Annotated in this window: 26 protein-coding genes; 14 read left to right on the top strand and 12 right to left on the bottom strand. The window is 67.5% G+C overall.

What is annotated here, in order from left to right:
• Window positions 1-10: 10 nt before the first annotated feature.
• Window positions 11-217 carry a DUF3126 family protein gene (locus V8J38_RS12010; protein WP_291781529.1) on the top strand — a complete coding sequence of 69 codons (207 nt, stop codon included), beginning with the start codon at window positions 11-13 and terminating at the stop codon, window positions 215-217.
• Between the two features lie 80 nt (window positions 218-297).
• On the opposite strand, the gene V8J38_RS12005 is transcribed toward V8J38_RS12010, so the two are convergent.
• The gene (locus tag V8J38_RS12005) at window positions 298-924 is read right to left on the bottom strand and encodes a hypothetical protein (protein WP_338575973.1); all 627 of its coding nucleotides are present in this window, start codon (window positions 922-924) and stop codon (window positions 298-300) included.
• An 81-nt stretch (window positions 925-1,005) separates the two neighbouring features.
• Between V8J38_RS12005 and V8J38_RS12000 the strand changes: the two genes are divergently transcribed.
• The 3 genes from V8J38_RS12000 (at window position 1,006) to V8J38_RS11990 (ending at window position 4,922) form a co-directional block, all read left to right on the top strand.
• Window positions 1,006-1,872: a 50S ribosomal protein L11 methyltransferase gene (locus V8J38_RS12000; protein ID WP_291781537.1), complete on the top strand. Its 867-nt coding sequence runs from the start codon at window positions 1,006-1,008 to the stop codon at window positions 1,870-1,872.
• 166 nt (window positions 1,873-2,038) lie between these two features.
• The gene (locus V8J38_RS11995) at window positions 2,039-3,865 is read left to right on the top strand and encodes an aminopeptidase P family protein (RefSeq protein ID WP_338575970.1); all 1,827 of its coding nucleotides are present in this window, start codon (window positions 2,039-2,041) and stop codon (window positions 3,863-3,865) included.
• A gap of 73 nt (window positions 3,866-3,938) precedes the next feature.
• Window positions 3,939-4,922 carry an aldo/keto reductase gene (locus V8J38_RS11990; protein ID WP_338575967.1) on the top strand — a complete coding sequence of 328 codons (984 nt, stop codon included), beginning with the start codon at window positions 3,939-3,941 and terminating at the stop codon, window positions 4,920-4,922.
• 62 nt (window positions 4,923-4,984) lie between these two features.
• Here V8J38_RS11990 and V8J38_RS11985 read toward each other — a convergent pair whose 3' ends face one another.
• The 3 genes from V8J38_RS11985 to ligA form a co-directional block, all read right to left on the bottom strand.
• Complete coding sequence (locus V8J38_RS11985; RefSeq protein WP_338575965.1) at window positions 4,985-5,407, bottom strand: DUF2147 domain-containing protein; 423 nt, start codon at window positions 5,405-5,407, stop codon at window positions 4,985-4,987.
• A 180-nt stretch (window positions 5,408-5,587) separates the two neighbouring features.
• Complete coding sequence (locus V8J38_RS11980; RefSeq protein ID WP_338575963.1) at window positions 5,588-6,223, bottom strand: 3'-5' exonuclease; 636 nt, start codon at window positions 6,221-6,223, stop codon at window positions 5,588-5,590.
• Window positions 6,202-8,526 (bottom strand): NAD-dependent DNA ligase LigA, encoded by a 2,325-nt coding sequence (ligA, locus tag V8J38_RS11975; protein WP_338575962.1) that lies wholly within the window; start codon window positions 8,524-8,526, stop codon window positions 6,202-6,204. Before ligA ends, V8J38_RS11980 begins: the two co-directional genes overlap by 22 nt.
• 147 nt (window positions 8,527-8,673) lie before the next feature.
• Here ligA and V8J38_RS11970 point away from each other — a divergent pair, with 147 nt between their 5' ends.
• The 3 genes from V8J38_RS11970 (at window position 8,674) to V8J38_RS11960 (ending at window position 10,867) form a co-directional block, all read left to right on the top strand.
• Entirely contained in the window at window positions 8,674-9,639 is a 966-nt protein-coding gene (locus V8J38_RS11970) for a M28 family peptidase (protein ID WP_338575961.1), read from the top strand.
• Window positions 9,640-9,731: 92 nt separating this feature from the next.
• On the top strand, window positions 9,732-10,355 hold the full coding sequence (locus V8J38_RS11965) for an isoprenylcysteine carboxylmethyltransferase family protein (protein WP_338575959.1): 624 nt from the start codon (window positions 9,732-9,734) through the stop codon (window positions 10,353-10,355).
• The gene (locus V8J38_RS11960) at window positions 10,352-10,867 is read left to right on the top strand and encodes a hypothetical protein (protein WP_338575957.1); all 516 of its coding nucleotides are present in this window, start codon (window positions 10,352-10,354) and stop codon (window positions 10,865-10,867) included. Before V8J38_RS11965 ends, V8J38_RS11960 begins: the two co-directional genes overlap by 4 nt.
• 23 nt (window positions 10,868-10,890) lie before the next feature.
• On the opposite strand, the gene V8J38_RS11955 is transcribed toward V8J38_RS11960, so the two are convergent.
• On the bottom strand, window positions 10,891-11,355 hold the full coding sequence (locus V8J38_RS11955) for a peptidylprolyl isomerase (protein ID WP_291781567.1): 465 nt from the start codon (window positions 11,353-11,355) through the stop codon (window positions 10,891-10,893).
• 80 nt (window positions 11,356-11,435) lie between these two features.
• Between V8J38_RS11955 and V8J38_RS11950 the strand changes: the two genes are divergently transcribed.
• Window positions 11,436-12,158, top strand: a complete 723-nt coding sequence (locus V8J38_RS11950; protein WP_291781570.1) for an RlmE family RNA methyltransferase — start codon at window positions 11,436-11,438, stop codon at window positions 12,156-12,158.
• Between the two features lie 185 nt (window positions 12,159-12,343).
• Here V8J38_RS11950 and V8J38_RS11945 read toward each other — a convergent pair whose 3' ends face one another.
• Entirely contained in the window at window positions 12,344-12,904 is a 561-nt protein-coding gene (locus tag V8J38_RS11945) for a DUF2061 domain-containing protein (protein WP_338575954.1), read from the bottom strand.
• A gap of 128 nt (window positions 12,905-13,032) precedes the next feature.
• Between V8J38_RS11945 and guaB the strand changes: the two genes are divergently transcribed.
• The 6 genes from guaB to V8J38_RS11915 all read left to right on the top strand — a co-directional run bounded on the left by guaB (window position 13,033) and on the right by V8J38_RS11915 (window position 19,285).
• Window positions 13,033-14,493, top strand: a complete 1,461-nt coding sequence (gene guaB / locus V8J38_RS11940; protein WP_003164492.1) for an IMP dehydrogenase — start codon at window positions 13,033-13,035, stop codon at window positions 14,491-14,493.
• Between the two features lie 65 nt (window positions 14,494-14,558).
• Window positions 14,559-14,957, top strand: coding sequence for an MAPEG family protein (locus V8J38_RS11935; protein WP_338575949.1), 399 nt, complete (start codon window positions 14,559-14,561; stop codon window positions 14,955-14,957).
• A 1-nt stretch (window position 14,958) separates the two neighbouring features.
• Window positions 14,959-16,254: an RsmB/NOP family class I SAM-dependent RNA methyltransferase gene (locus tag V8J38_RS11930; protein ID WP_338575947.1), complete on the top strand. Its 1,296-nt coding sequence runs from the start codon at window positions 14,959-14,961 to the stop codon at window positions 16,252-16,254.
• The gene (locus V8J38_RS11925; protein WP_338575945.1) at window positions 16,251-16,946 is read left to right on the top strand and encodes a 5'-methylthioadenosine/S-adenosylhomocysteine nucleosidase; all 696 of its coding nucleotides are present in this window, start codon (window positions 16,251-16,253) and stop codon (window positions 16,944-16,946) included. The genes V8J38_RS11930 and V8J38_RS11925 overlap by 4 nt, the downstream gene beginning before the upstream one ends.
• Window positions 16,943-18,505: a glutamine-hydrolyzing GMP synthase gene (gene guaA / locus V8J38_RS11920; RefSeq protein ID WP_338575943.1), complete on the top strand. Its 1,563-nt coding sequence runs from the start codon at window positions 16,943-16,945 to the stop codon at window positions 18,503-18,505. Before V8J38_RS11925 ends, guaA begins: the two co-directional genes overlap by 4 nt.
• 66 nt (window positions 18,506-18,571) lie before the next feature.
• On the top strand, window positions 18,572-19,285 hold the full coding sequence (locus V8J38_RS11915) for a phosphoribosylaminoimidazolesuccinocarboxamide synthase (RefSeq protein ID WP_338575941.1): 714 nt from the start codon (window positions 18,572-18,574) through the stop codon (window positions 19,283-19,285).
• Between the two features lie 102 nt (window positions 19,286-19,387).
• Here the strand turns inward: V8J38_RS11915 and V8J38_RS11910 are convergent, their stop codons facing one another.
• From V8J38_RS11910 to V8J38_RS11885, 6 genes are all read right to left on the bottom strand, one after another.
• On the bottom strand, window positions 19,388-21,130 hold the full coding sequence (locus tag V8J38_RS11910) for an amidohydrolase (protein WP_338575939.1): 1,743 nt from the start codon (window positions 21,128-21,130) through the stop codon (window positions 19,388-19,390).
• Window positions 21,131-21,146: 16 nt separating this feature from the next.
• Complete coding sequence (locus V8J38_RS11905; RefSeq protein ID WP_338575937.1) at window positions 21,147-22,430, bottom strand: alginate export family protein; 1,284 nt, start codon at window positions 22,428-22,430, stop codon at window positions 21,147-21,149.
• Between the two features lie 275 nt (window positions 22,431-22,705).
• Window positions 22,706-24,412 (bottom strand): sulfatase-like hydrolase/transferase, encoded by a 1,707-nt coding sequence (locus tag V8J38_RS11900; RefSeq protein WP_338575935.1) that lies wholly within the window; start codon window positions 24,410-24,412, stop codon window positions 22,706-22,708.
• A gap of 53 nt (window positions 24,413-24,465) precedes the next feature.
• Window positions 24,466-24,960 (bottom strand): flavin reductase family protein, encoded by a 495-nt coding sequence (locus V8J38_RS11895; RefSeq protein WP_338575933.1) that lies wholly within the window; start codon window positions 24,958-24,960, stop codon window positions 24,466-24,468.
• Window positions 24,961-25,049: 89 nt separating this feature from the next.
• On the bottom strand, window positions 25,050-25,532 hold the full coding sequence (locus V8J38_RS11890; RefSeq protein WP_338575931.1) for a MaoC family dehydratase: 483 nt from the start codon (window positions 25,530-25,532) through the stop codon (window positions 25,050-25,052).
• Window positions 25,529-26,830: an acyl-CoA dehydrogenase family protein gene (locus V8J38_RS11885; protein WP_338575930.1), complete on the bottom strand. Its 1,302-nt coding sequence runs from the start codon at window positions 26,828-26,830 to the stop codon at window positions 25,529-25,531. The genes V8J38_RS11890 and V8J38_RS11885 overlap by 4 nt, the downstream gene beginning before the upstream one ends.
• Between the last annotated feature and the right edge of the window lie 5 nt (window positions 26,831-26,835).

Raw genomic sequence — 26,835 nt, 5'->3', positions numbered from 1 at the left:
GGCTACCCCCGTGAAAGAATCCGATCTGAAGCGCGTCGAGACGCACCTGAAGCGCACCTTCAACCACGGCGGCGTCAAGGTGAAGGCCCGTAAGGTCGCGGACTCCGCCGAAGTCTATGTCGACGACGAGTTCATCGGCGTGGTGTTCGAAGATGAGGACGAAGCCGGCTCCTTCATGTTCGAAATGGCCATCCTGGCGGAAGACCTGCCGGAATAGGCCGTACGACAGTCGAGAATTGAAGAAGGCCGGAGAGGGCGTCCTCTCCGGCCTTCCTTGCATTTGCGATCAGTCTTCGATCACCAGCCGAACAGACGGGCGAAGAAGCCCTTCTTCTTTTCGGGGGCGGGCGTGTCGACGGGCTTCACCGGCTCGACCGCCGCAGCGGCGGCGGCGGGCGCCGTGGCCTGAACGGGCGGCTCGACCGGCTCGGGCTTCGGCGCGGGCTTGGTCTCGGCGGGCGCGACGGGCGCCGGAGCCAGGGAGGCGGCGACCGGCGTCTCGACCGGGGCCGGAGCGGCCGCCTTGGAAGCGGCGGGTTTCTTGGGCGCCGCAGCCTTCTTGGGCGCAGCGGCCTTAGCCGTGGCCGCCTTGGCTGTCGTCGTCTTGGCGGCGGCCGGCTTCTTGGCCGGGGCGGCCTTTGCGGCGGCAGGAGCCTTTGCGGCAGCTGGCTTCTTGGCGGCGGTCGCCTTAGCCGGAGCCTTCGTCGCGGCGGTCTTGGCGGTCGTCGCCTTGGCCGTAGCGGGCTTGGCGGCCTTGGGCGCAGCCGCCTTGGCGGGAGCCTTCGCCGCAGCGGCGGCCTTTACGGTCTTGGGCTTGGCGTCAGCTTTTGTCGCTGTCGCGCTCGACTTTGCCGCCGGTTTCGGCTTGGAAGCGGCGGAGGCCGCTTTCGCGGCAGGTTTCGTTTCAGACGGTGCTTTGGCCATAAACTCCCCGACCCCTCGTTGGACACGGGCGTGAGAACCAAGCCCGCACTGGCGATTCGTTATTATAACGGTGTTTAAGAAATGTCCGAATCCGCAGTTCAGGTGATCGCGCGCGGCGATCGCGCCCCCGCCGAGGCCGCCGCCGCCGCCATCGACGCCAATCCCCTGCTGGAAGGCGCCACCTATTCCATTCTGGAAGAGGACGAGGACCGCAATATCTGGCGCATCGACGCCTTCCCCACGACGGATGAAGAGGCCGAGGGGATCGCCGAAATCCTGCGCGCCACGCCGGGGCTGGAGGTGATCGTCGAGAAGCTGGCCGACGCCGACTGGCTGGCCATGAGCCTGTCGGGCCTGCCGCCGGTCGAGGCGGGCCGCTTCTTCGTCTACGGCGCGCACGATCAGGGCAAGGTGCCTGAGGGCCGGGTCAACCTGAAGATCGACGCCGGCGCCGCCTTCGGCACCGGCCACCACGGCACGACGGTCGGCTGTCTGGAGGCCTTCGACAATCTGCTGAAGACCGAGACGTTCGAGAAGGTGCTGGACGTCGGCTGCGGCACGGGCGTGCTGGCGATTGCAGCGGCGAAGACGGGTTCGCCCATCGCTGTCGGCACCGACATCGACGAGCCCTCGGCCCGCATCGCCAATGAGAATGCGGCGATCAACGACGCCAAATGCGAATTCTATTTCGCCGATGGTCTGAGCGATGCGCGGATTGCGCAGCACGCGCCCTATGATCTGGTGTTCGCCAACATCCTGGCGGCGCCGCTGGTGTTCCTGGCGCCCGAGATCGGCGCGGCGCTGAAGACGGGCGGGGTCGCGATCCTGTCGGGCCTGCTGCGGACGCAGGAGGAGCGGGTGCTGGAGGCTTACCTGCCGCTGGGCTTCGTGGTGGAGCAGACGATCCATCATGATGCGTGGAGCGCGCTGCAACTGCGCAAGAAATAGGGCGCTAATTTCCTTCTCCCCTTGTGGGAGAAGGTGGCTCGCGAAGCGAGGCGGATGAGGGGTTGCTGGACATCGAAGTCGGGCAACCTCTTTTGCGCTGAGAAACCCCTCATCCGCCCCTCCGGGGCACCTTCTCCCACAAGGGGAGAAGGGTATAAGAGCCCTCATGCGCCAGACATTCGACGAAACCACCGATCCGTCCTTCGGGGCCAAGCACCTGCCTCTGCTCCGCGCCGAGATGGCGAAGCAGGGCCTCGACGGCCTGCTGGTCCCGCACGAGGACGAGCATCAGAACGAATACCTGCCCGACGCCAATGAGCGGCTGGCCTGGGTCAGCGGCTTCACCGGCTCGGCCGGGGCGGGCGTGGTGCTGAAGGACAGGGCGGCGGTCTTCGTCGACGGCCGCTATACGGTGCAGGCCAAGGCCCAGACGGACGAGACCCTGTTCGAGCGCCAGCCGCTGAACGCCCTGGCCGACTGGCTGGCGGCCGTGCCGTCGGGCTCGGTGATCGGCTATGATCCGCGCCTGCACAGCCCGGATGCGCTGGCGACCCTGCGCGCGGCGGTCGAGAAGGCCGAGGCGACGCTGAAGGCGGTCGAGGCCAATCCGATCGACCTGGCCTGGGGCGACGCTCGCCCGGCCCAGCCGCAGGCGTCGGTGGTCCCGCACGAAGACCGCTATTCCGGCGAGAACGCCGCATCCAAGCGCGCTCGCATCGGCAACGCCGTCGCTGAGGTCGGGGCCGAGGCCGCGGTGCTGACGGCGCCGTCGTCGCTGGCCTGGCTGTTCAACATTCGCGGCGGCGACGTGATCCGCACGCCCCTGCCGCTGGGACAGGCGGTGGTGAAGGCGGACGGGACGGCCAGCGTCTTCCTCGATCCCGCCAAGGTGACGAACGAACTGCCCGGCTGGCTGGGCGACGCCGTGACGCTGGAGGCGCCCGCCGCGCTGCCCGCCGCGCTGGACGCCCTGTCGGGCCAGAAGGTGATGATCGATCCGGCCGTGTCGTCGGCCTGGTATTTCGACCGGCTGGAAGCGGCGGGCGCGACCATCGTGCGCGGCATGGACCCCTGCGCCCTGCCGCGCGCCCAGAAGAACGCCGTCGAGATCGAGGGCAGCCGTCAGGCCCATATCCGCGACGGCGCGGCCCTGACGCGCTTCCTGCACTGGGTCGATACGGTCGCTCAGAAGACGCTGCCGGACGAGCGAGCGGTGGTCGAGGCGCTGGAGGGCTTCCGCGAAGCCACCGGGATGCTGAAGGATCTGTCCTTCGACACGATCGCCGGGGTCGGGCCGAACGGCGCCCTGCCGCACTACAAGCCGGTCGGGGCCAAGATCCGGCCGATGGAAGCGGGTTCGCTGCTGCTGGTGGATGGCGGCGGCCAATATCTGGACGGGACCACGGACGTGACCCGCACCATGGCCATCGGCGAAGGCACGGCGGATCAGCGCCGGATGTTCACCCTGGTCCTCAAGGGCCACATCGCCATGGCGGTGATCCGCTTCCCGGCCGGGACCAGCGGGCGCCAGCTGGACGCCATCGCGCGCCAGCCGCTGTGGAACGCGGGCTTCGACTTCGATCACGGCACGGGCCACGGCGTCGGGTCCTATCTGGGCGTGCACGAGGGGCCGCAGCGCATCGCGGGCTGGGGCACGGACCAGCCGCTGCTGACCGGCATGATCCTGTCGAACGAGCCGGGCTATTACCGCGAAGGCGAGTGGGGCATCCGCATCGAGACGCTGCAGGTCGTCACGGCCCCGGAGCAGGTTCCGGGCGGCGAGCGGCCGATGCATGGGTTTGAGCAACTGACGCTGGCGCCGCTGGACCGCCGCCTGATCGATACGGGGCTGCTGACGGCGGACGAGCGGGCCTATGTCGACGCCTATCACGCCGAGGTTCTGGCCAAGGTCGGGCCTCTGCTGGCCGACGGCGTGCAGAAGGACGAGGCGGCGCTGGATTGGCTGAAGGCGCAGACGGCCCCCTTGAAATAAGGCCATACGGCGCCCATCTGAAGAGGGTCGGCGGATGCGCCGCCGACCCCCTCACATCAGAAGGAATGCGCGGATGAAGATGCGCAAGCTGGGCCGTAACGGCCCTGAGGTCTCGGCTGTCGGTCTGGGCTGCATGGGCATGAGCGCCTTTTACGGCGGCGCCGACGAGGCCCAATCCATCGCGGTGATCTACCGCGCGCTCGACCTGGGCGTCACCCTGTTCGACACGGCCGAGATGTACGGCCCCCACACCAATGAAGTCCTGGTGGGCAAGGCGCTGAAGGACCGCCGGGACGAAGCCTTCATCGCCACCAAGTTCGGCATCAATCGCCAGCCGGACGGTTCGGCCATTACCGACGGCTCGCCCGCAAACGTGCGCCGCGCGGTCGAGGGCAGCCTCAGCCGTCTGGGCGTCGATCACATCGACCTCTATTACCAGCACCGTATCGACCCCAATACGCCGATCGAGGAGACGGTCGGGGCCATGGCCGAGCTGGTGAAGGAGGGGAAGGTCCGCTTCCTGGGTCTGTCGGAGGCGGCGCCGGCCACCCTGCGCCGCGCCCACGCCGAGCATCCGATCACGGCGCTTCAGACCGAATATTCGCTGTGGAGCCGCGACCCGGAGGACGAACTGCTGGGCGTGGTGCGCGAACTGGGCATCGGCTTCGTGCCCTACAGTCCGCTCGGCCGGGGCTTCCTGTCGGGGGAGATCAAGTCGATCGACGACCTGGCGCCCGACGACTTCCGCCGGACGAACCCGCGCTTTGCGGGCGACAACTTCCAGAAGAACCTCGATCTGGTCGATGCGGTCGGCGCCATCGCGGCGGACAAGGGCGTGACGGCGGCGCAACTGGCCCTGGCCTGGGTGCTGGCGCAGGGAGAGGATCTAGTCCCCATCCCCGGCACGCGCCGCATCGCCACGCTGGAGCAGAACGCGGCGGCGGCGGACATCGTGCTGACGTCCGATGATCTGGCGCGGATCGAGGCCGTCTTCCCGCGCGGGGCGGCGGCGGGCGAACGCTATGCGCCCGGCGGCATGAGCTCGCTGAACCGTTGATGTGAAAACGCCTCCCTCGCGATCGCGAGGGAGGCGTTTTTCGTTCGGGCGGTGCGCCTCGATTACTGGACGCGGGTCCAGGTCTGGGTCTTGCACAGGGGGGCGACGATGCAGCCGCGCAGGCGCAGGGTGTTGTCGTTGGTCAGGGTGATGGTGCCGCGATAGGTGCCGCCGTCCTCGGGGTTGTAGACCGAGCCGCCGCGCCATTCGGTCGGGCCGCCGGTGAAGCCCGACAGCATCCGCAGGCCGCGCAGGGGGCGGTCGCGCAGGGACTCGTCCTTGTTGCGCTGATCCTTGACATCGGGGTTGGCGCGGATGTGGCTGGAGGTGACGAGGACGCCGCACAGGGCCTGGCCGCAGCGTTCGATGCGGACCTGGCCGCCGTTGGTCGGGGTCTGCCACAGACCGGTGGGGTCGCTGGCGAGGGCCGGAGAAGCGAGGGCGGCGGCTGCGACGGCGAGCGCCGTCAGGACGGAGGTCTTCATCGGCGTTTTCCTTCTGACGGATCGTCGAGGCGATCCCTTGGTCGAAGGGTGGGCCGGGTTTCGGTCTGAAACAAGGCCGAAATTGTGAACTTCACTCAATGATTACATGACCTTAGGTCAAGTTGTGCGCGCTGCGAACGCCTAAGGCGATGGATTCGGGCGGCTTTTGCCGAGGGCCGGTCAGCCGCCGCGCGGGCGGCGTGGACGGGTTCCGGCGTTGGAGCAGGGCGAATAGCCGTCGCGCCAGACGCGGCCCATGGTCAGGCGGCTGGCGTCGGCCAGGGCGCGGCAGTCGGCGGCCTGATGCATCTGAGCCGCCGCCAAGGCTACGGAGGCGCAGGCGAAGGCGTCTTCAGCCGCGTCGTGGTGGCGGAAGGAGACGCCCAGTTCGGCGCAGACGTTGTTCAGCTTGTGCGAGGCGAAGTCCGGCCAGCTGATCTGGGCCAGCTTGACCGTGCAGAGGTAGTCGAATTCGGGATAAGTCAGGCCGTAGTGGTCGCAGGTGTTGCGGATGACGCTGACGTCGAAGGCGGCGTTGTGGGCCAGCACCGTGCGGCCTTCGAGGCGCGGGGCGATGGCGGCCAGGACGGCGGGGAATTCCTCGGCGTCCTCGACCTGTTCGGGGCCGATGCCGTGGAAGGCGATGTTGAACCCGGCGAACCGCATCCCCGGCGGGCGGATGTAGTGGTGCTCGACGGATTCGATGACGCCGTCGTTGATCCAGGCCAGGCCGATGGAGCATGGGCTGGCCCGCTGCTCATTGGCGGTTTCGAAGTCGATGGCGACGGCGTGCATCAGGCGATCAGCGCCAGCCATTCGTCCTCGGTCAGGACGGCGACGCCGTGTTTTTCGGCGTCCTTCAGCTTGGACCCGGCGCCGGGGCCGGCGACGACGTAGTCGGTCTTTTTCGACACGGAGCCCGAGACCTTGGCGCCCAGGCTTTCGGCGCGGGCCTTGGCTTCGTCGCGGGTGAAGCGTTCCAGCGAGCCGGTGAAGACGACGGTCTTGCCCGCCACCGGGCTGTCGGTCGTGGGGGCGGCGACGTCCTCGACGCGCTCGAGCTCGGCCAGCAGGGCGTCGACGACCTGAAGGTTGTGCGGTTCGTGGAAGAAGTGGGCCAGAGCCTCGGCGGCGACCGGGCCGACGCCTGAGACGCCCGCGATCTGGTTCAGCATGTCGGACGGGCCTTCGTTGCGCGCGACGGCGGCCCAGCGGGTCAGGTCGCTCCAGCCGTCCGAGATTTCCGCCAGCGAGCGGCGGGCGGGCGCGGCCATGCCGGGGAAGGCGAGGGCGATCTTCTGATCCATCGGCGCTTCCGGCCAGGGATCGTCGGCGGGCGGGCGAGCCTCGGCCATCAGGCCCAGCACGCGGGTGGAGATGGCGTGGGTCGCAGCCAGCGTCTTCCAGTCGTCGCTGGCGAGGCCGTTCGCGGCGGCCATGCAGGCGTCGCGGAAGGCGGTCCAGTTGCCGAAGGCGCGCGACAGCACCAGCGAGGTTTGCTCGCCGATCTCGCGCACGCCCAGACCAAAGATCAGGCGGTCGAGGGAGATGACGCGCCGCGTGTCGATCCCGGCGATCAGGTTGCGGACGCTGGTCTCGCCATAGCCGTCCTCGGCGCGCAGCAGGGCCAGCTTCTCCTCGTCGCGGGCCAGACGGAAGATGTCGGCGGGCTCCTTGATCCAGCCGCGCGCGTGGAAGGCGATCAACTGCTTTTCGCCAAGCCCTTCAATGTCGAAGGCGCGGCGGCTGACGAAGTGCTTGAGGCGCTCGACGATCTGGGCGTCGCAGATCAGGCCGCCGGTACAGCGGCGCTTGACCTCGTCTCCTTCGCGGACGGCTTCGGAGCCGCAGACGGGGCAGACGGTGGGGAAGACGTAAGGAGCGGCGCCCTCGGGACGCAGCGTATCGACCACGCCGACGATCTGGGGAATGACGTCGCCGGCGCGTTGCAGGACGACCGTGTCGCCGATGCGCACGTCCTTGCGGGCGATCTCGTCTTCGTTGTGCAGGGTGGCGTTGCGGACCACGACGCCGCCGACGGTGACGGGGTGCAGGCGGGCGACGGGGGTCAGGGAGCCGGTGCGGCCGACCTGGATGTCGATGCCTTCCAGAACGGTCGTCGCCTGCTGCGCCGGGAACTTGTGGGCGATGGCCCAGCGGGGGCTTCTGGCGATGAAGCCGAGGCGCTGCTGCCAGTCCAGCCGGTCGACCTTATAGACCACGCCGTCGATGTCGTAGCCGAGGCGGCTGCGGTCGGCCTCCAGCATCTGATAGACGCCGATCAGGCCTTCGGCGCCCTCGACGCGGGCCGAGCGGTCGTTGACCTGAAAGCCCCAGCTGCGGAAGGCCTCCAGCGCGCCTGCCTGCGTCTCGGCGAAGGGGGCGGAGGTCTCGCCCCAGGCGTAGGCGAAGAAGGTCAGGGGGCGCTGGGCCGTGATCTTCGGGTCTTTCTGGCGCAGCGACCCGGCGGCGAAGTTGCGCGGGTTGGCGTAGGTGCGCTTGCCTTCGGCTTCGGCCGCTGCGTTGAAGGCGTCGAAGGCGGCGTTGGGGGCGTAGACCTCGCCCCGGATCTCGATGACGTCGGGCCAGCCGGAGCCCGCCAACGTCTGGGGGATGCTGTCCAGCGTCCGCAGGTTGGCGGTCACGTCCTCGCCGGTCTTGCCGTCGCCGCGCGTGGCGCCCTGGACCAGAACGCCCTTTTCATAGCGCAGGCTGGCCGAGAGGCCGTCGATCTTGGGCTCGGCGACGAAGGCGATCGGCTCGTCGCCCGGCAGCTTCAGGAAGCGGGCGATGCGAGCTGCGAAGTCGCGCACCTCGCCGTCGTCGAAGGCGTTGTCCAGCGACAGCATGGGCACGCCGTGGCGGACCTCGGCGAACTGGCTGGAGACGGGGGCGCCGACGCGCTGGGACGGGGAGACGGGGCTGGAGAGGGCCGGGAAGGCGGCCTCGATGGCCAGGGCGCGGCGCTTCAGGTCGTCATAGTCGGCGTCGGAAATTTCGGGCGCGGCGTCGGCGTAATAGAGGGCGTCATGGCGCGCCAGTTCGGCCGACAGGCGATCCAGTTCTTCGCGCGCCTGGGCTTCGGTCAGGGTTTCGACAGGCGTGAAGAGATCAGACATGAGAATCGCAGGAAGTCGGCAAAGGCGGAACGGTTCCTTATCATTCCCCGACCTTGATGGCAGACGCGGCATGACAGAAACGTAATCTGACGCGGCGGCCGGAGGCCGCTAGCGTCGCGCCTCAAAAGATTCCTGCCGGAGCCCTCCATGCGTCCTGTCCTCGTCAGCCTGTCCGTGATCGCCGCCGCCCTGACGCTGGCCGCCTGTGAGACGACGACCGCGCCTGTGGTCGAGACGCCCGCTGTCGAGGCGCCGCCGTCGGGCGACTACGCCCAGTTGATGGACGACCTGCGCATCCTGTCGGCAGACGACATGCAGGGGCGCGACACCGGGTCCGAGGGCGGGGCCAAGGCGCGCGACTACATCGTCGGGCGGCTGGAGGCGCTGGGCGTTCAGCCTTCGCCGATGGGGCGTCTGCAGCCGTGGGAGATGCTGGGCCGCACGCGTGAGGGGACCAAGACCTATAACGGCACCAACATCATCGGCGTCATCCCCGGCACGCGGGTGGCCGACAAGTACATCGTGGTGACGGCCCACTATGACCACGTCGGCGTCAACGACGGCCAGATCTTCAACGGGGCGGACGACAACGCCTCGGGCGTCGCGACCATGCTGGAACTGGCCAGACGGTTGAAGGCTGACCCGCCCGAGCACAGCGTGCTGATCGTGGCGCTGGACGGCGAGGAGCGGGGGCTGCTGGGCGCCAAGCATTTCGTCGAGGCGCCGCCGGTGCCGCTGCACGCGATTTCGATGAACCTGAACTTCGACATGACGGCGCGGGCCGACAGCGATGGCAAGCTGTGGGTGACGGGGACGTATCAGCATCCCTATTTCCGTCCGGTGCTGGATCAGGTTCCGGCGCGCCGGAACGTCGCCTTCGCCTTCGGCAAGGACACGCCCGAGGACAAGGGCGCCGACAACTGGGTCGAGGCGTCTGACCACGCCGCCTTCCACCGCGCAGGGCTGCCGTTCCTCTATTTCGGGGTGAACTATCACCCGGACTATCACCGCCCCAGCGACGACTTCGAGAAGGTCAATCCGGCGGTGTTCCAGGACTCGACCGAACTGGCCATCGGCGGCTTCCGGGCGCTGGACCGGTGGCTGGATCAGTGACGGCTGTCGCAAAACGCTTGCAAAGATAGGCCTTGAAACCGCCGTCAGAGCGGCGTTCTGTCGCACCCCTCATCAGTCGAGGAAACACAGAGATGTCGGCGACGGAACGGTTTGATCTTCAGCGGGTGCAGAAGCTGCGCAAGGCGGCGCTGCTGGTCGGATTGATCGGCGTGGTCGGACTGGCCTTCGTCAGCCGATCGATCGGCGGCGAAACGGTGCTGCACGAAGGACTGGAGGCGTTCGGCCTGGGCCTGATCGTCGTCTGCATCGTCGGGCGGGCCTGGTGCTCCCTCTATATCGGCGGGCGCAAGAAGGCCGAGATCGTGGATCGCGGACCCTATTCGATCAGCCGTAACCCGCTGTATGTCTTCAGCTTCATGGGGGCGTTCGGCGTGGGGGCGCAGACGGGCAGCGTGACTCTGGCGACCATCTTCCTGTTGCTGACGGTGGCGGTCTTCTACGCCACGGTGAAGCGCGAGGAGGCCTGGTTGGCGGGCGCCTTCGGCCAGACCTATGCGGACTATTGCGCGTGGACGCCGCGTTTCGGGCCGGACTTCTCCAAATGGCGCGACGCCGACAGTCTGGAGGTGCGGCCGCAGTTCTTCCTGACGACGCTGCGCGACGGCCTGGTCTTCCTGCTGGCCGTGCCGCTGTTCGAGTCGGTCGAGCGGTTGCAGGATCTGGGCTGGCTGTCGGCTCTGGTGCGCCTGCCTTGAGGGCATTGCCGATCCTGCTGGCGGGGGCGCTGGCCCTGACGGCCGCTTCCTGCGAACGCGGCGCGGCGCCCGACAAGGCCACGCAGGCGGCCGTCTTCAAGCACGACCTGCCGGAGGACGTGTCCGGCTATTACATCCCCACGACGGCGGTGCAGGTCGGCGACTGGCGGCTGCATCACTTGTTCATGGGCCAGGTTCCCGACTTCATGGCCTGGCGCAATGGTCAGCGGACGGCGGGCTTTGCGCCGATCATGATGGAGTTCGAGGCTGGCGATAAGACGCGGCGCACGCGGCTGATTCCGACAGCCTATGACGTCACCGAGGACCGGGTGCGCTTCCAGGCGACGTCGCGGGATCTGGGGGCGGTGTCGTTCGAGGGAAGGCTCGACCAGGATGCGCTGGCGAAGGCGCGGCGCAATCTGGGAGATCAGGGCGTGGTCCTGAAAGGGACGCTGAAGGTCGGGGGCCGGACCTTCGACGGGGTGTCGATGCGGTGGTGGGCGGGGGACTGATCCCCCGCCGCTGATGCCGATCCTTAGGCGACGGTCGCCTTGACGATCTTGCCCGGCGCGCGGGGCGGCTCGCCCTTGGGCAGGGCGTCGACGTGATCCATGCCTTCGATCACTTCGCCCCAGACCGTGTACTGGCCGTCCAGGAAGCGGGCGTCGTCGAAGCAGATGAAGAACTGCGAGTTGGCGCTGTCCGGGTTGGCGGTGCGGGCCATGGAGCAGACGCCGCGAACGTGCGGTTCCTTCGAGAATTCCTGCTTCAGGTTCGGCTTGGACGAGCCCGAGGTGCCGGTGCCCGTCGGGTCGCCGCCCTGGGCCATGAAGCCCGGAATCACGCGGTGGAAGACCACGCCGTCGTAGAAGCCTTCCTTGGCCAGGTCGGTGATCTGCTTGACGTGGTTGGGCGCCAGGTCATCGCGCAGCTTGATCACGACGTTGCGTTCGGCGCCGTCGCCGGTGTCCAGGGTGAAGGTCAGGGTTTGGTCGGCCATCGTGCGCTCCTTGAGGTTATGCGAGCCGGAATTGTGCGCGGGTCATAGCGGCTCAACGCCGTCAGGGCTATGTGGGAAGCATGAGTGAAGACGAAAAGCCCGCCGACAAGCCTCAGGAACGCCGCCGCATGGTGCGTCTGCCCTCGGGCGGCACGGCGGCCGGGCGCAAGGTCGGCCAGAAGATCAAGACGGCCGACAAGAAGACCCTGTCCAGCCAGGCCTGGATCAAGCGGCAACTGTCGGACGAATGGTCCGACCGTGCGCGGGCCGAGGGCTGGCGCAGCCGCGCGGCCTTCAAGCTGATGGAGATCGACGATAAGTTTCGCCTGATCAAGCGCGGCTCGCGGGTCATCGACCTGGGCGCGGCGCCGGGCGGTTGGGTGCAGGTGGCGCTGGATCGCGGCGCGGCGGCGGTGGCGGGCGTGGACCTGCTGATGATCGAGCCGATTCCGGGCGCGACGCTGATTCAGGCGGACTTCACCGATCCGGGCGTGGATCAGCAGATGCTGGACGCCATCGGCGGGCCGCCGGATCTGGTGCTGTCGGACATGGCGCACAACACCATCGGCCATCGCCAGACCGACCACCTGAAGATCATCGCCCTGATCGAGATCGCGGCCGACTTCGCCATCCGCACGCTGAGGCCTGGGGGGAATTTCGTGTCGAAGAACTTCCAGGGTGGCGACGCCGGCGGCGTGCTGAAACGCCTGCGCGAGGAGTTCGAGACGGTGAAGTATGTGAAGCCCGAATCGAGCCGCAAGGGCAGCGCCGAGGTCTTCCTGGTGGCGCTGAACAAGCGTTAGGCCTTTCCCTTTTCCGCTCCCGTTTCCGCCGTCATCCTCAATATCCGCCGTCATCCTCGGGCTTGACCCGAGGATCCAGCCAGCCGCCTGCGTGACGTCGGCAAGGATGAGCGCGCCGCCGCACTGGATCCTCGGGTCAAGCCCGAGGATGACGGCGTGATTGTGGAACGCGGCAGAGTATGCCGTTACGCCGACGCGCGCTCGGGTGCATTCGCCGCGCGGCGGGCGGCTTTTCTGGCCTCGATCCGCGTCCAGATGCGGTCGTGCAGGGTGAAGAAGATCGTCTGCACCAAGGGCTCGATGGTGCCGATGGCCAGGGCGATGCGGATGTCGCGCGTCAGGGCGAAGGCCACCAGAACCGCCACGGTGAAATGCATGACGCCGTAGGTGACGGTCTTCAGCGCGATCTGCTTCAGGTTGCGGGGCAGGGCGTGGCTGTGGCCATGGTGGTTGTGGGCGCGGTTCTGCTCATGCGCGTCCATGACCTCCAGACGGGCGGTGAAGGCCTCGGCCGTCTCCTCGACGCCGGACAGCATCTTGCGGCGCTCGACCCGGTGCCAGACGCGATCGTGGACGGAATAGGCGATGGTCTGGAAGATCGGCTCGACCACCCCGACCGCCAGGGCCAGCCGCCAGTCGCGGGTCAGGGCGAAGGCCACCAGGATCGCCACGATCAGGTGCATGGCGCCGTAGCTCGCGATCTTGAGCGCCAGCCGTCTCGCCGTGTTGATCAAGATGCGAACCATTATCGGGAAATGCGGCCTCTCGCCGTCCGTTTCAAGGCAATTTCTCTTATATGCACGATAGCGCGGGCTTGGGGTTGCGGTTCCCCGCCAACGGGGGCTATACGCGGCCCGCAAAATGGAGGCTCCAAATGGAGATACGCGAAGGCCTAACCTTCGATGACGTTTTGCTCGAACCCGGTCCGTCCGAGGTCATGCCGGCTGATGTTGATGTCTCGACCCAGCTGACACGCGAAATCAAACTGAACATCCCGCTGCTGTCGTCCGCCATGGATACGGTGACGGAAAGTCGCCTGGCCATCGCCATGGCGCAGGCGGGCGGCATGGGCGTGCTGCACCGGAACATGACCATCGACGAGCAGGCCGAAGAGGTCCGCGCCGTCAAACGCTATGAAAGCGGCATGGTGGTTAACCCGGTCACGGTCGCCCCCGACACGACGCTGGGCGAAGTCCTTCAGATCGTCGAGCGCAAGAAGATCACCGGCTTCCCCGTGGTCGATCCCAAGAGCGGCAAGCTGGTCGGCATGTTGACCAACCGCGACATGCGCTTCGAGACGGACCTGAACCTCAAGGCCGCCGATCTGATGACGACCGGCGAGCTGATCACCCTTCGCGAAGGTTCGGCCGGGCGCGAGGCGGCGCGCGAGCTGCTGCGCACCCGCAAGATCGAACGGGTCATCGTGGTGGATGACGCCTATCGCGCTGTCGGCCTGATCACCATGAAGGACATCCAGAAGGCCCAGGCCTTCCCCAACGCCTGCAAGGACGAGCAGGGCCGCCTGCGCGTCGGCGCCGCCTCGACCGTCGGCGACGCCGGGTTCGAGCGGGCGATGGCGCTGGCCGATGCGGGGGCGGACGTGGTGGTGATCGACACCGCCCACGGCCACTCGGCCTCGGTCGCCCAGGTGGTCGAGCGCATCAAGCGCGAGAACAACCGCGTCCAGATCATCGCCGGCAACGTCGCTACCTATGACGCCACCCGCGCCCTGATCGACGCGGGCGCCGATGCGGTGAAGGTCGGCATCGGACCGGGCTCCATCTGCACCACCCGCATCGTCGCGGGCGTGGGCGTGCCGCAACTGACGGCCATCGTCGACGCCGCCCGCGCGGCGGAAGGCACGGGCGCCTCGGTCATCGCCGACGGCGGCATCAAGTTCTCGGGCGATCTGGCCAAGGCCATCGCGGCGGGCGCCAACGTCGCCATGATGGGCTCGATGTTCGCGGGCACGGACGAAAGCCCCGGCGAGGTCTTCCTGTACCAGGGCCGGTCCTACAAGTCGTATCGCGGCATGGGCTCGGTGGGCGCCATGGCGCGCGGCTCGGCCGACCGCTACTTCCAGAAGGAAGTCTCGTCCGAGAAGCTGGTCCCCGAAGGCATCGAGGGACAGACCGCCTATAAGGGGCCGATCGCCCCGGTGGTTCACCAACTGGTCGGGGGCCTGCGCGCCTCGATGGGCTATGTCGGCGGCGCCACCATCCCGGACTTCCAGGAACGCGCGCGCTTCGTCCGCATCACCAATGCGGGGTTGCGTGAGAGCCACGTCCACGACGTGATGATCACGCGCGAGGCGCCCAACTATCGTCAGGGTTGACCTGATCCGCTCCCGGCCCCGGTCGGGAGCGGTTTTGTTTTGGGCTAGCGGAACAGGAGACGGGCGTGACGATCGAATTCACCTATTTGGCGGCGACGCTGGCGCTCGCCCTGATCCAGATCCTGCTGCCCGCCTTCGCCCGGACGCGCGAGTTCGGCCTGTCGTGGAACGCCGGGGCGCGGGACACGACGCCCGAGGCGCACAGCCCCGGTGTCGGTCGTCTGGAGCGGGCGCAGGCCAATCTGTTCGAGACCCTGCCGCTGTTCATCGGCGCCGTGCTGATCGCCCAGGTCGCCGATCGGATCGGCGCGCTGACGGCGTGGGGCGTGGCCCTCTACTTCTGGGCGCGCGTCGCCTATATCCCGCTCTACGCTCTAGGCGTTCCCTATATCCGGTCGCTGGTTTGGCTGGTCTCGCTCGCGGGACTGGCGCTGTGCCTTCTGGCCCTTTTTATCCGAGTCTGATTTGACCCCAGCCGCCCGTCTGGCCGCCGCCGCCGCCATCCTCGACAGCATCGCCCAGGGCCGCCAGCCCGCCGACGCCGTGCTCAAGGCCTGGAGCCAGCAGAACCGCTACGCCGGATCGCGCGACCGCCGCGCCATCGCCGAACGCGTCTATCAGGTGTTGCGCGCGCGCGGCCGCCTGTCGGCCTTCATGGGCGGGCGTCAGGACGGGCGCGCCCTGATCGTCGGCGCCCTGTCGCTGCTGGACGGCGCGACGCTGGAGGAGATCGAAGGTCTCTATAACGGCGAAGGCTATGGCCCGCGCCCTCTGTCCAAGCACGAGCGCGGCCGCGTCATGGCAGGCGAAGACGCGGCCGATCTGGCCGAGGTCGCCCTGCCGGACTTCGTGACGGCGGATCTGAAGGCGGTCCACGGCGACCGCTGGCGCGAAGAGGTCGAAGCCCTGAGCGGTCGCGCGCCGGTCGACCTGCGGGTCAATGGCCTGCGCGCCACGATGGAAGAGGTCGAGGCCGAACTGCGCGACGCAGGCCTGTCGCCCCAGCGCACGGAGTTGTCCGCCTGGGGTCTGCGTCTGGACGCCGAGCCTGCGCCGAGCGTGCAGCCGCTGGACGGCTTCCAGAACGGCCATTTTGAGATTCAGGACGAGGCCAGTCAGGTCGTCGGCTGGCTGTCCGGCGCCTTCCCCGGCGCGACGGTGGTGGATTACTGCGCGGGCGGCGGCGGCAAGACGCTGGGCCTGGTGCAGGCCATGCAGGGGCAGGGGGCGCTGATCGCCTGCGACGTCTCGGCCAAGCGTCTGGATAATGTGAAGCCGCGACTGGCGCGCGCCGGCGTCGAGGCGGACCTGCGCCTGCTGGGCACGAACGGCGGCGGGGTCGAGGATATGAACGGTCAGGCCGATGTGGTGCTGGTCGACGCGCCGTGCTCGGGCTCGGGCGCCTGGCGGCGTCGGCCGGAGGACATCTGGCGCCTGACGGCTGAGGAAGTCGCGCGCCTGAATGCGCTGCAGGTCCGTATTCTCGGGCAGGCGACGAAGCTGGTGCGGCCGGGCGGGCGCCTGGCCTATGTCACCTGCTCGGTGCTGGGCGCCGAGAATGAGGCGACCGCCGCCGCCTTCGAGGCCGCGCATTCGGACTTCAAGCCCGTCCCCGTCGCCGATGCGGCGCACAGCGCGGACCTGACCGAGGCGGGGCGCGAACGCCTGACTGCGCTGGCGCAAGGCAACCGCCTGCGCCTGTCGCCCGCCGGGACCGGCACGGACGGCTTCTTCATCGCCCTTTACGAGCGCGTCTCATGAGGCTGGAACGCTACGGCGCCGTCACGGTCCTGCCGGTGATGGCGGCGCCCGCCGAGTATGGCGAGCACCTGCGCGCCCGCATCGACCCGCTGATGACCGGCATCGGGCCGGTCGAAGGGGCAGTGGCGCTGACGGCGGCTCTGGCGCGGCTGGAGGCGAGGGGAGAGGCTCCGGACCTGATCCTGTCGCTGGGCTCGTGCGGATCGCGCGTGCTGGATCATGCGGCGGTCTATCAGGCGTCGTCCGTGGCCTATCGCGACATGGACGCCAGCGCTCTGGGGTTCGAGAAGGGGGTGACGCCGCTGCTGGACATGCCCGCCGTTCTGCCGCTGCCGTGCCCCATCCCTGACGTGCCGACCGCGCGCCTGTCGACCGGCGGAAACGTCGTCTCGGGCGCCGCCTATGACGCCATCGACGCCGAGATGGTGGACATGGAGACCTGGGCGCTGGTGCGGGCCGCCCAGACCTTCGGCCTGCCTCTGGTCGCGCTGCGCGGGGTGTCGGACGGCAAGGCCGAGCTGACAGGCCTGCACGACTGGACCTCGACCCTGCATCTGGTGGACGAGAACCTGGCCCAGGCCGTGGACGGCTTGATCGCGGTGCTGACGGATCACGGCCTCTCCGCCCTTGAAATTCCGGCCCTCCAAGGCCAAACCCTCGCCCAATCGCTCGCCCCGGATTCGACCTCATGACCCAGCCGACCCAACACCAGAAGGTGCTCATCGTCGATTTCGGCAGTCAGGTGACGCAGCTGATCGCGCGCCGCCTGCGGGAAGCCGGCGTCTATTGCGAAATCCACCCGTTCAACAAGGCGGGTGAAGCCCTGAAGGCGATGCAGCCGCAGGCCATCATCCTGTCGGGCGGCCCCAACTCGACGACCGAGGCGGACAGCCCGCGCGTCGACCGCGCCGTCTTCGACTATGGCGCGCCGATCCTAGGCATCTGCTACGGCGAGCAGCTGATCTGCGCCGAGTTGGGCGGCAAGGTCGAGAGCGGCCACCACGCCGAGTTCGGCCGCGCCGAGATCGTCATCACCAAGGACAGCCCCCTGTTCGCGGGCATCGGCGCCATCGACCATCGCGAGCCGGTGTGGATGAGCCACGGCGACCGCGTGACCTCCCTGCCGGAAGGCTTCCACGTCATCGCCACCTCGGAAGGCGCGCCCTTCGCCGCCATCGCCGATGAGACGCGCAAGATCTACGGCGTGCAGTTCCACCCCGAGGTGGTGCACACGCCGCGCGGCGCCCAGCTGCTGAAGAACTTCACCCACGGCGTCGCGGGCCTGACCGGCGACTGGACCATGGCCGCCTATCGCGACGAGCAGATCGCCAAGATCCGCGAACAGGTCGGCGACGCCAAGGTCATCTGCGGCCTGTCGGGCGGGGTCGACTCATCGGTCGCCGCCGTGCTGATCCACGAAGCCATCGGCGAGCAGCTGACCTGCGTCTTCGTCGACACCGGCCTGATGCGCAAGGGCGAGGCCGATCAGGTCACGACCCTGTTCCGCGAGCACTACAACATTCCGCTGGTGCACGTTGATGCGTCGAAGGAATTCCTCGGCGAGCTGGCCGGGATTTCCGATCCGGAGACCAAGCGCAAGACCATCGGCCGCGTCTTCATTGAGGTGTTCGACCGCGAGGCGAACAAGATCGAAGGCGCCGCCTTCCTGGCTCAGGGCACCCTCTATCCCGACGTGATCGAGAGCGTGTCCCCGACCGGCGGCCCCTCGCACGTCATCAAGAGCCACCACAACGTCGGCGGCCTGCCGGACTTCATGAAGCTGAAGCTGGTCGAGCCCCTGCGTGAACTGTTCAAGGATGAAGTCCGCGCCCTGGGTCGCGAACTGGGCCTGACCGACGCCTTCGTCGGCCGCCACCCCTTCCCCGGACCGGGCCTGGCCATCCGCATCCCCGGCGAGATCACGCCCGACGCCGTCGCCACGCTTCAGGACGCGGACGCCATCTATCTGGACGAGATCCGCAAGGCGGGCCTCTACGACGACATCTGGCAGGCCTTCGCCGTGCTGCTGCCGGTCAAGACGGTCGGCGTCCAGGGCGACGCCCGCACCTATGAGAAGGTGCTGGCCCTGCGCGCCGTCACCTCGACCGACGGCATGACGGCCGACTTCTACCAGTTCCCCTGGGACGTCCTGGCCAAGACCGCCACGCGCATCATCAACGAAGTCCGCGGCGTCAACCGCGTCGTCTATGACGTGACGTCGAAGCCGCCCGGCACGATCGAGTGGGAGTGAGTGGGAAGGGCGGCGAAATCCAGTCGTCGCCCTGTCTCTGCCTCTGGGAAATGTCCGGCGAGTAAAATGATGACCACCAGTGAAAAGATCTATTCGGGCAAGACAAAAGATCTGTATGCCCTGTCGAACGGCAATATACTTCTTGCCTTCAAGGACGACGTCACTGGTTCGGATGGCGTGATCGACCCAGGCGCCAATACCGTTATCGGTCAGGTTGAGGGCAAGGGACGGAAGTCTCTCGCCATGACGGATTACTTCTTCAAGCGCCTTCACGCCGCCGGCGTCGCTACCCACCTCGTCCATGTCGATCTCGAGAAGGGCGCCATGGAAGTTCGTCGGGCCGAGCCGCTGGGCAAGGATGTCAGCGGGGCGGGCGGATTTGAGTTTGTCTGTCGAACCCGGTCCTGGGGCAGCTTCATCCGCCGTTACCAGCAATACATTCGGGACACGGGGCGACCGCTCGACTACCTCGTCGAGATCACGATCAAGGATGATGAACGCGGCGACCCGCTCATCAACGATGACGCCATTATCGCCCTCGACCTCTTGAGCACGGCCCACCTTGAGCAGGCCAAGCAGATGACTCGCCATGTGTGCCGCATCGTCGAAGCCGATCTACGTGAAAAGGGCCTCACCCTGATCGACATGAAGATCGAAATCGGTCTGGTCGACGGTGAGGTCGTGGTCATCGACGAAATCTCCGCCGACGCCATGCGGGTCATGGATGAGGCCGGCAAGGTGCTGGATCACGCCGTAGTGTATGAAAAACTGATCCATTAGTGCAGAAGCATCAGCTTCAGCTTGATCTGCTGAGGCTGGTGCGGCGGCGGGTTCACCGGGCTTCAGGTCCGATGCCGGCCCTGATCTGGTCCTGGCGCCCCGCTATCGACGCCATACCTCTTCTCCTTCCTTGTAGGCAGCCTGGACCTTGATCCCCGCCAGCCTGTCGGGATCGATGGTCAGGGGGTTGGCATCCAGCAGGGCCAGGTCGGCCAGTTTGCCGACGGTCAACGATCCCTTCCTGTCGTCCTCATAGTGCTGCCAGGCGGCCCACAAGGTCATGGCCTTCAGGGCGATGTCGACCGGCACGCATTCGTCCGCGCCCAGGATGTCGCCCGAGCGGGTGCGGCGCGTGACGGTGGCGGACAGGACGCGCATGGAATCGGGGTTGGCCACGGGCGCGTCGTGGTGAGTGGTGAAGCGCATGCCGCGACGCAGCACGGAACGGCAGGGCGAGATGATCTCGGCCCGGCGCGGCCCCAGAACTGAATCCCGGTGATAGTCGCCCCAGTAGAAGGTGTGCATGGGGAAGAGCGACGGCACGACGCCCAGCGTCTTCAGGTCGTCCAGTTGATCCATGCGCGTGGTCTGGCCGTGGATCAGGACCGGGCGGCGGTCCTTGGCGCCGTGCTTGACCGTCGCCTCGCGGACCGCCCCGATCAGCAGGTCGATGGCGGCGTCGCCGTTGGCGTGGACCTCGATCTGCCAGTCGTTTCTGAAGGCCAGTTCGACGGCGTCCAGCGCCTGTTGCTCGGTCACGGCGGGATAGCCGCGATAGGAGGCGGGCTTGCCTTCGGGCGGAACATAGTAGGGTTGTGACAGCCAGGCGGTCTTGCCCTGGGGGGAGCCGTCCAGCGTCAGCTTGACCCCGCCGATGCGATACTTGCCGACATAGTTCCTGCGATACAGCGGCGTGGCCATGACGTCGGTGGAGGTCAGGATGTCGGGGAAGGACAGGATGTCGATGGGCAGTTCGCCACGCTCGGCCAGCATGGCGATCATGCGGCAGGTGTCGGTCGAGGAGCGCCCATCCTGGGCGGTCGTATAGCCGAAGCTGGAATAGAAGCGCGCGCCCTCGCGGATCATCTCCAGGTTGGCCTGAAGGTCCAGGCGAGCGAACAGGGCGCCCATGACGGCGAACAGGGCGGTTTCCTCCATGACCCCGTTGGGTTGCTGTGAACCGTCCTTGCGGCGGAAGGCGCCGCCGTCGGGATCGGGCGTCGAGGCGGTCACGCCCGCTGCGGCGAGGGCTGCGTCGTTGGCTGCGCCCAGATGTCCGGACTGATGCAGGAACAGGATCGGCACGGCGTCGGATATGGCGTCCAGCTCCTCGCCGGTGGGGTGGCGATGTTCCTTCAGCTGGGAGTCGTCGTAGCCGAAGCCGATGACCAGTTGGGTGTCGCGGACCAGGGCTTCGTGCGCGTTCATCCAGTCGCGGGTGATGCGCTGCAGGGCGGGGATGTCGTCGCCCTGACCGTCCGGCGCGGGCAGCAGGTTGGCGTAGCGCGCCTGTAGCCCGACCATGGCGACGTGGCCGTGCGGATCAAAGAAGCCCGGCAGCAGGGTGCGGCCGTCCAGGTTCACTGTGCGCGCGCCTCGACCCGCTGCTGCGCGGGCGGCGTCCAGCGAGCCGACGGCGACGATGACGCCGTTGCGCACGGCCACCGCTTCGGCGGTCGGCATGGCGTCGTCGATGGTCAGGATGGGGCCGCCGGTGAAGACGGCGGCCGATGCGTCACGCGCGGTCTGGGCCATGCTGCGGCCTCCGATGAGGGAGGCGCCGGCCAGGGCGCCGGCTCCGGCCAGAAGGGTGCGGCGGCTGGTCGGGGGGATGAGCAGAGTCATGGACGCCTCGTTCAGCTCAGTAGTTGGCGATCAGATTGATATAGGCGCCGGTCCAGATGGGCGGGTCGGCGACAATGGACTTCATGCCTGCCTGAGGATTGGAAACCGAGAAACCCGTGGTCAGGAACAGGTTCGGCGACACCACGCGGAAATATTCGAAATAGAGGTCATCCGACAGATGATGGCGCGTGACACCGGTGATGGGGTTGTCCACGTCGTCGCCCTCCACACGGGTCGCCTGGCCGAACTGTATCGGGCTGCGCAACTGGTCGGCGTCGATGCGGTGGATGCGAACCGTGAAGGTGTCGACGGGGGTCGGCGTGATGCTGGCCGCGACTTGCCACGCGTTCACATTGGAATTGATGAAGATCATCGACGACTTGGTCCCCGTCGACCAGGCGGAGGGGTTCCCCTCGTAGTAGAGCGGGTCGAAGCGCTCCAGCCGGTCGGTGTCGGGATCGTCTCCGGAGAAGGTCTGATAGCCGATCGTGAAGGTCGGCTTCCAGCGGTGCTCGGCGAAGGTATAGCCGACCTGGGCGCGTCCGGCCCAGGCGCGCATGTTGATCCGGTCATTGCGCTCGAACGCCAGATCGGCCGCCATGAAGGCGTTGGGCAGGCCGGCCAGCGGCGCCCTCCCGTAGAGGTTGATGAATTCCAGCCCGTCGCGGGCGCCTGGAATGATGGAGGGGACGCCGACCCCGCCGGGCGGCGCCTTGGGGTAGGGGGAGCCCGACTCGATCACCTTGCCCGCTGTCAGGCCGATCAGGGCGTTGGGGTTCGAGTCGTAGCGGAGATCCACGCCCGCCAGTCGATTGCCGCTGTCGTTGTCCGGCGACTCATTGGGGTCCAGATAGAAAGCCGTCCCCTTGAACGCGCCGTGGCTGATCGCGCCCAGAGCGGCGAAGCCCCAGGCCTTGCGCGGCCCCAGCTTCAGCGCTCCGCGCGAGAATCCGCTGGAGCCGCCGGCTTCAATCAGCATGCCGGTTCCGGCCTTGAACACGCGCGGGCCGACGGACAGGTCAAAAGTCGTCTCGCCTTCTGCGTAGCGCCAGCCCAGATAGCCTTCCTCGAGAGTCACCCGACCGGTGTCTCCGGCGTCGAAGGCGTCGGTTCCGATGGTCATCGAGCCGACGCCGGACAGGCCGCCGTAGAAGGTTGCATGGTCTCCGGCGCGGCGCTCGAACGTCACGCCGGGCTTCAGATAGGCCTCAAACCATTCGGCGTTGGGATCGAAGTCGGTGACGCCCGCCACCGTTTCCCCAAAATCCCAGAACAGATGGTGTTCGACGACAAGGTTCACGCCGCCTTGCAGATGACCGACGACCGAAAAACCGTCACGCTCATATAATGTTTCAGGCGATGGATCTTGAGCCGCTACTGCAGTAGCGGCGCTCCATAAGGCGCAGACGACAAGACTGACCTGGAGAGCGAGTGGAGGCATGGGAACTCCTCCTCTCTACTCTAGGTCAAATCCCCTCGACACGAAAGCAGGCCCCGTTCAACCGTAGCTGTAGCGGGTATCCGATGCCGTCGTTCCGAAATGCCTGCCAAGTCCTTCACAGCAGGCATTCCAACCTAGACGGGTCGATCCGAAGCGAGATGCAGGGTGTTGTACTGCTCGGTCGGTCCGGGGTATTCGCCGCCGCGATCCTCGCCGACTTCGCGGGCGACGAGTGCGTTGGTCATGGCGTTGAGGCGCAGGATCAGCGCCTTGTGACGCTCGGGTTCGGCGGCCAGGTTGATGATCTCATCCGGGTCGGCCTGGGTGTCGTAGAGCTCCAGGTCATTGTAGGCCAGAAGCTGCTCCCAGGTCGTCGGCGTATGGTGCTGGCTGGGCGCGAAATAGCGGGCGAACTTGTAGCGGCCGTCGAACACGCCGCGGTGCACGCGGCGCTTGGACAGATCGAAGACCGGGCGGTCCAGATAGTTCTTGTTCGTCCGCTCCCACGACAGCAGGACGCCGTAGTTGAACAGATGCCCTTCCTCGTCGCGTCGAGTGCGGGCGTCGGGCGTCCGGGTCAGGCCCGACAGGTCGTGGCCGACCAGTTGGGGGAAGGCGGCCCTGGCCCAGGCCTCGTCCTTGCCGGCGAAGCCCAGCAGGGTCGGGGCGATGTCGACCGAACTCATCACCGCCTGGCTGGTCACGCCGCGCGCGCCGTCCGGGTGGGCGATGAACATGGGGACGTTGGTCTCTTCCTTGTAGATGGTGCCGCCCTTCTGACGCATGCCGTGGGCGGCGGCCCGCTCGCCGTGGTCCGAGGTGTAGACGATGACGGTGTCGTCCATCTGGCCCGACTTCTCGAGCGCCCACAGCAGGGTCAGGATGTTCTGGTCCACATCGCGCAGGCAGTTGCAGTAGTAGTTGACGAAGCGCAGCCAGGCGGCCTCGTCCTCGCGCGGCATGGCGCCGTAGGTCTTGACGTCCAGGGTCGCGATGCCCCTGTGCGCCTCGGGCTTGGTCGACAGGTCGTCCAGGCGGAAGCTGCGCGGCAGGGGGAAGCCCAGGTCGGTCTGATACAGTTCGTCGCCCGGCTCGGCGCGCATGACCCCGGCCAGGTTCCACACGGCGCGCGTCTCGGCCTGTTCGCCGGTGGCGTCGTAGAACATGATGTCGTGCGGATTGACCAGGTTCACGGCCATGAACCAGGGTTTGTCCTGACGCTTCTTCGGGTCCTTGGCCAGGTCCTGGATCAGCATGGCGGCGTCGCCCGTGACGGCCCGGTCGGTGCGATAGCCGGCCCAGGTCAGGCCGATCTCCTCGCCATAGAAGTTGTAGTCGGAGAAGCCGAACGGCTCCATGGCGTCGGTGGTGTCGGGGAACTCGCGCTGGAAGCCCGGCGCGGCCGTCGGCAGCTTCGACAGGTGCCACTTGCCCTTGTAGGTCGAATAGTAGCCGGCGGCCCGCATCATGCCGCCCAGGGTGTCGATCTCGGGCGTCAGGACGGCGCCCTGTTCGGCGTTGGAATAGACCTTGGTCTTCTGGGTGTGCTGTCCGGTGTAAATGACGGCGCGCGACGGCGTGCAGGGCGTGGTGTGCACATGGTAGTTGGGCAGGTGCAGGCTGCGCTCCAGCAACGCCTTGTGCCCCGGAAGGTGGTCCAGCAGCCCTTCAGGATAGGAGCGCAGGCCGAACTCCTGATCCGTCATGATGAAGAGGATGTTCAGCGGCCGGTTCGGGTCGCGCGGCGCGCGCGGCCGGGCGCGCACGGGCGGGGCGACCCCAGCGGCTGCGGCGGCGCCGGCCATGCCGGTCAGAAGGGAACGACGGTCGATCCGGGGCATGTCTCACTCCACTGAATTCCCAGCCGTCTGCGCGGCCTTGGGGCGAAGATGGTTCAGGCGGCCGCCACCTGTACATAGCGGCCGGCGAAATAGGCGAGGGGAGGCGTAGGCGAGGGCAGGTCCACCCGCAGAACGTCGCCGATGACGATGCGGTGGCTGCCGTGGTCGACCACATGGGCCTGTTTCAGGTGAATGACGGCGCAGGCGTCGCGAAGCGCCGGCGGGCGGCCGTTCTCGCCGTCGTCCCAGGCGCCGATGGCGAAGCGTTCGCCGCCGCGCACCCCGCCGCCGCAGGCGCGCGAGACCGCCTCATGGTCCGAGCCGAGCACGTTGAGCACCAGGTCGGACCCGGCGTCGATGGCCTGGAAGATGGCGGCGTCGCGGTTGATGCAGACCAGCATGGACGGCGGGTCCATGCTGACCTCGCTGACGGCCGTGGCCGCCATGGCGTAGGGGCGGCCCTCGTGCTGGGCCGTGACCACCACGACCGAGCGGACCAGATTACGCAAGGCGCTCTTCAGCGCCGGAGCCAGCATGTCGTCGTCCATGGCGATGTCCTCCCTACGTCTGTTCCGTTGCCGAATATGACGAGGTCGATAGTGCGACGGGAGAATAATATGTCAAGTTACTTTACTATCTAGGCCGCGGCCGTTTCCGATCCCGCCGCCGGAAGGGCCAGCATCACGCTCTGAGCCACGCACAGGGGCTTCTCCAGGCCTTCGCCCTCGATCACGCAGTCGCTGACGATCTGCCAACCGCCCGCGCGGGGTTCGACCGCCGCCACCGTCTGGCGCAGACGCAGGCGGACGCCGCTCGGGGCGGGATTGACGAAGCGCACCTTGTTGACGCCGACGTTCAGCACCTTGTCGGCGTCTTCGATACGCAGCAGGTCGTCCTGAAGACGCGGCAGCAATGACAGCGTCAGGAAGCCATGGGCGATGGGACCGCCCATTTCGCGCGAGGCCCGCTCGACGTCGACGTGGATCCACTGATGGTCGTCGGTGGCGTCGGCGAAGCGGTCGATGCGGGCCTGGTCCAGGCTCAGCCAGTCGGACACGCCGAGGTCGCGCCCCGCCAGAGCGGGCAGGTCGGCGAAGGCGACCGAGACGGGCGCGCTCAAGTCCGCGCCTCGCGCGCGACCTTGTTCGGCCCGGCGAAGCCGAACATCCAGGCGGCGATCTTGCGCATCTGGATCTCTTCGGCGCCTTCGGTGATGCGATAGCGGCGGTGGTGGCGATAGATGTGCTCGAACGGCTTGTGGCGCGAATAGCCCATGCCGCCGTGCACCTGCATGGCCGTGTCGGCGGCTTCGCAGACCAGGCGGTTCGCCCAGTAGTTGCACATGGAGACCCGGTCCGAGAGCCTGGAGGCCACCTCGGGCTTGGACATGCGGTCCATCTCCCACGCCGTCTTGCGGATCAGCAGGCGCAGCATCTCGACCTGGGTGGCCAGTTCGACCAGCGGGAACTGGATCGCCTGATTGACCGCCAGCGGCTTGCCGAAGGGCTTGCGCTCGCGCGCATACTTCACCGCCTCGCGGATGCAGAAATCGGCGGCGCCGAGGGACGAGGCGGCCTGGCGGATGCGGTTCTCGTGGACGAAATGCTGGGCCAGCTCCAGCCCGCCGCCCAGGGGACCGAACAGGGCGTCGTCGGGAACCCAGACGTCGGTGAAGCTGACGCGCGGGTGGTCGGTCGGCATGTTGAAGGTCCAGAGATACTCCTCGACCTTGACCCCCGGCGCTTCGGCGGGAACGAGGAAGCAGCTGATGCCCTTGGCGTCGCCCGCCTCGCCAGCATTGCGCGCGAAGACCATGACGTGGGTCGCGACGTGCATCCCCGTGGTCCACATCTTCTCGCCGTGGATGCGCCAGCCTTCGACGCCGTCGCGCGTCTCGCGAACGGCCGTGGTGTCCATGTGGGTGGCGTCGGAGCCGTGCTCGGGCTCGGTCAGGCCGAAGCAGACCGAGCGGGTGCTGTCGAGCATCCCGGCGATGAACTCGTCCTTCTGCGCCTGCGTGCCGAAGTCGCGGAACATCAGCACCTGCGGATAGTTGGCGACGATCGAATGCTCGTTCTGCAGGTCGTTGTGCAGGCCCAGGCCCTTGGCGGCGAAATGCTCGCGGATCACGGCCATGGCCAGGTTGGAGCCGTCCTTGCCGCCGAACTCGGCGGGCAGGGCGAAGCGCAGGTGGCCGGCGGCGTCGGCGCGACGCTTGGCCTCGCCCAGCAGGGCCTCCCATTCGTGGCGCGGCAGGCCGCCGTTGTCGAAGTCGGTGCGCGCCCATTCGCGACGGTGGTCGAAGAAGCGCTCATTGTCGTCCTGCGCCTGCAGGGGTGCGATCTCGGCGGCGATGAAGGCGTCCAGTTCCGCCAGGTAGTCGGTGATCTCGGCGGGCAGTTCGAAGTCCATGCGCACTCCTC

It is taken from the genome of Brevundimonas olei, assembly GCF_037055245.1.
Lineage (GTDB): Bacteria > Pseudomonadota > Alphaproteobacteria > Caulobacterales > Caulobacteraceae > Brevundimonas > Brevundimonas olei.
This window is presented reverse-complemented; position numbering and strand designations above follow the sequence as displayed.

What these genes read in the sequence shown, in the direction of transcription:
- V8J38_RS12005 (WP_338575973.1), bottom strand. Translation starts at nt 924, where the DNA reads ATGGCCAAAGCACCGTCTGAAACGAAACCTGCCGCGAAAGCGGCCTCC.
- V8J38_RS12000 (WP_291781537.1), top strand. Translation starts at nt 1,006, where the DNA reads ATGTCCGAATCCGCAGTTCAGGTGATCGCGCGCGGCGATCGCGCCCCC.
- V8J38_RS11995 (WP_338575970.1), top strand. Translation starts at nt 2,039, where the DNA reads ATGCGCCAGACATTCGACGAAACCACCGATCCGTCCTTCGGGGCCAAG.
- V8J38_RS11990 (WP_338575967.1), top strand. Translation starts at nt 3,939, where the DNA reads ATGAAGATGCGCAAGCTGGGCCGTAACGGCCCTGAGGTCTCGGCTGTC.
- V8J38_RS11985 (WP_338575965.1), bottom strand. Translation starts at nt 5,407, where the DNA reads ATGAAGACCTCCGTCCTGACGGCGCTCGCCGTCGCAGCCGCCGCCCTC.
- V8J38_RS11980 (WP_338575963.1), bottom strand. Translation starts at nt 6,223, where the DNA reads ATGGCTGGCGCTGATCGCCTGATGCACGCCGTCGCCATCGACTTCGAA.
- ligA (WP_338575962.1), bottom strand. Translation starts at nt 8,526, where the DNA reads ATGTCTGATCTCTTCACGCCTGTCGAAACCCTGACCGAAGCCCAGGCG.
- V8J38_RS11970 (WP_338575961.1), top strand. Translation starts at nt 8,674, where the DNA reads ATGCGTCCTGTCCTCGTCAGCCTGTCCGTGATCGCCGCCGCCCTGACG.
- V8J38_RS11965 (WP_338575959.1), top strand. Translation starts at nt 9,732, where the DNA reads ATGTCGGCGACGGAACGGTTTGATCTTCAGCGGGTGCAGAAGCTGCGC.
- V8J38_RS11955 (WP_291781567.1), bottom strand. Translation starts at nt 11,355, where the DNA reads ATGGCCGACCAAACCCTGACCTTCACCCTGGACACCGGCGACGGCGCC.
- V8J38_RS11950 (WP_291781570.1), top strand. Translation starts at nt 11,436, where the DNA reads ATGAGTGAAGACGAAAAGCCCGCCGACAAGCCTCAGGAACGCCGCCGC.
- V8J38_RS11945 (WP_338575954.1), bottom strand. Translation starts at nt 12,904, where the DNA reads ATGGTTCGCATCTTGATCAACACGGCGAGACGGCTGGCGCTCAAGATC.
- guaB (WP_003164492.1), top strand. Translation starts at nt 13,033, where the DNA reads ATGGAGATACGCGAAGGCCTAACCTTCGATGACGTTTTGCTCGAACCC.
- V8J38_RS11925 (WP_338575945.1), top strand. Translation starts at nt 16,251, where the DNA reads ATGAGGCTGGAACGCTACGGCGCCGTCACGGTCCTGCCGGTGATGGCG.
- guaA (WP_338575943.1), top strand. Translation starts at nt 16,943, where the DNA reads ATGACCCAGCCGACCCAACACCAGAAGGTGCTCATCGTCGATTTCGGC.
- V8J38_RS11915 (WP_338575941.1), top strand. Translation starts at nt 18,572, where the DNA reads ATGATGACCACCAGTGAAAAGATCTATTCGGGCAAGACAAAAGATCTG.
- V8J38_RS11910 (WP_338575939.1), bottom strand. Translation starts at nt 21,130, where the DNA reads ATGACTCTGCTCATCCCCCCGACCAGCCGCCGCACCCTTCTGGCCGGA.
- V8J38_RS11900 (WP_338575935.1), bottom strand. Translation starts at nt 24,412, where the DNA reads ATGCCCCGGATCGACCGTCGTTCCCTTCTGACCGGCATGGCCGGCGCC.
- V8J38_RS11895 (WP_338575933.1), bottom strand. Translation starts at nt 24,960, where the DNA reads ATGGACGACGACATGCTGGCTCCGGCGCTGAAGAGCGCCTTGCGTAAT.